Here is a 2,855-nt window from a genome sequence, read left to right as displayed (position 1 = left end):
GCTCGGGTTTAATAGGGTCTATGCTCAAAATTCCCGATTTAATGCTCAGGTTTTTAAAATCAATGCTCGATTATCTGGTTTTATGCTCAACCGCTAACCATAATGCTCAAAGTAACCAGTATATGCTCACCTTAAAGGAGCTAATGCTCAAAGTAACCAGTATATGCTCACCGCTCAATACCCCATAAAAACACCCCGAAGTTATTCAACCCCGGGGCACTAACAAAAACACTAATAAAAACAAAAACAACCTACAACCTAAAGTTCTCCAAGCTCTTCTGCAGATCCTCAGATAACTCCTTCAACTCACTCGCCGTTCTAACCAGTGAATCACTAGCTTTCAATTGTTCCTCAGTGGAAGCGGACACTTCTTCACTAATAGCGGAGGACTCCTCGGCGGTAGCACTCACCTGTTGAATCGTAGATGATAGAGTTTCCTGAGAGTTTCGTAATTGTTCAATAGATTGAGAGACCTGCTGGATCATGGATGTAAACTCGTTCATTCTCTCGCCAACCTGTTTCAAGAGGCCATCGGTTTCCTGTGCGGCCACAACCTGCTCCTTAAAGATTGGATGTGCTTCATCTAACACACTTAAGGTCTCATTCATCTCACCTAAAATCGCAGATGTAATCTGTCCAACTTTATCAATAGAATCCTTAGATTGAATAGACAGCTTGCGAATCTCATCAGCTACTACAGCAAATCCCTTCCCAGCTTCACCAGCACGGGCAGCCTCAATGGTAGCATTCAAGGAAAGTAAATTTGTTTGAGTAGCAATATTAGTTAAAATGTCCATGACATCGCTGATCTGAGAGGTACTATTTTTCAATGAATCTGTTTTTTCAATTAAGGCAAGAGTTAACTGTTCACCCTGCTTAGTCTTAGCCACCAGTTCGTCCATTTTTTCAATCCCAGCAAAACTACCTTCGCGAACTTCAGTCGAACGTTTTTCCATCTCCTGATTATTTTGATAGACACTTTCAACTTCCAAATTAATTTTGCTTACCAAAGTATTACCACTTTCAGCCTCATGGGTTAAAGTCGTTGCGCCAGAAGCAATTTCTTCTGATGCAGAAGCGACTTCACGTGCCGTTTCAGACTGTAATCGTGAAATTTCCTGAAGTTCATCTGCGGCTCGCTTAACCTTCGCGGACGAATCTCGAGTTTTTTGCATCATGCTAGAAATATTGATCATCATATCATTAAAGCTGTCGGCTAGTTCCCCAACCTCATCCTTGCGTTTGGATAGATTAGACCGAACCCCTAAGTCTCCGTCTTTAGCAACCATCATTAATTCGGAAAGCTCAGACAGAGGCCTGCGAACCATTCCCATAATGATTCTTCCAATAATGAGTGTAGCTATCACAGTAACCAAAATAATCGCCAAAGTGACTATGAAAATCGTTTTTGTTTCCTTCGTTAATTCAGCAGAGGAAACTTCTCCTACCAAGAAATACTCTGTGTTTTTTGAATCATACTGAAAAATGAGTTGGTCATCATTTCGAAAAACATTTTTATCCGAATCTAAATGAAGAGGAAAGTTGTTTTCCTGATTCAGCTCATCTGTTTTAAACGAAAAGGCAACTTGATTGTTCCTATCTACGATTTTGACATAGCTGTCTTCACTGAATTTAACCCCTTCAAGAGCATCCATGAAAACAACCTCATTGATATCAAAAATCATGATGTACCATGTCCCGCTAACGCTCATCATTTGAGCAAAACTAACAGTTGGGGTATTAATCGTGCCAGACACACCGTTCTTATTTCCGCCAAGCCAGATCATCCGGTCTTTAGTTTCTAAGGCCTTTTTATACCAATCAGAAGCAAAAATCTGCTCCCTATTTCGATTGCTTGAGGTGGAATAATAGGCTTGGTTCTCAGTATTAATCAAATGTATGTTCAAATGTCGATCCGCCAAATTTAGGGCAGACAGCTCTTGTTGAACCGTTTCGATTAATTCGTAAGTGACATCTGTTGGGGTATCATACTGACTAATTTCCTTTAACGCATCAAAAAAGCTTCGCTTCATTAAAAGCTCCTGAGGAATTTTAATGTAATTGGCAAAAACCAAGTCAAGCTTCGAACCAGCTTGAACAATGGTTTGTTCCGAAGCACTTTCAACTTTGGAGTGAATGATGTTGTTTGATATGTAATATGATGCAAATCCAACAGTTGAAACAGCTATCAATACAAAAAAGATAAATATGTACAATGGCTTAGTCATGATAGAACTCTTAAAACGAGGGTTCTTTTGACCTTTTGAATTTTTGTCCCCTGAAGGTTTCTTCTTTAAAAGATGTAAGCCCTTCTCATTTTTCTTTGTCTGCTCCTCGGTGTTATTCTTTTTACGGAATCCTTTGAATGGATTCCTCACTTTCCCGAATTGGATTCCCTTAAATTTAGCCAACTTCTCGTACTCCCTTACTAAAATATGAAAATGAATTTTACCCATCTAAAATTGCCCCTGCTTAAAAAACACCCCCAAGATAGTCATTCCCACCGATTGTTATTATGCAAGATAAAAAGATAGACTTGGATAAATTATACCATTTATTCGACAGAATCTAACACCAATTTTAAAAGAAACAAAAAAAGTGTTGAAGCGTGTTGGTGGGGACGGTTCTCAGCGTGAAAAATCAGGAGTAACAAGGGTTTAAAAATGAACGGTTCCATTAACAAGACTTTTAATTTTATAAAACAAGCAGCCCTACGCGTGTCAACAGCATAGGGCTTATTCTTTGCTCAATATTCTATCTACATGCTCAACTTTTGTTTCTTTCGCGCGAGTTAAATCCTTTATGCGCGGATTAAGTAGGGTCTATGCTCAAAATTCGAATATTTATGCTCAGGT

Annotated in this window: 1 protein-coding gene; it reads right to left on the bottom strand. The window is 39.1% G+C overall.

What is annotated here, in order from left to right; translation table 11 throughout:
- Positions 1-251 precede the first annotated feature (251 nt).
- The gene (locus RZN25_18170) at positions 252-2,456 is read right to left on the bottom strand and encodes a methyl-accepting chemotaxis protein (GenBank protein ID MEQ6378731.1); all 2,205 of its coding nucleotides are present in this window, start codon (positions 2,454-2,456) and stop codon (positions 252-254) included.
- Positions 2,457-2,855 lie beyond the last annotated feature (399 nt).

It is taken from the genome of Bacillaceae bacterium S4-13-56, from assembly GCA_040191315.1.
Classification (GTDB): domain Bacteria; phylum Bacillota; class Bacilli; order Bacillales; family JAWJLM01; genus JAWJLM01.
The sequence above is the reverse complement of the archived record's forward strand: the minus strand, read 5'-3'. Positions and strand labels throughout refer to the sequence as shown.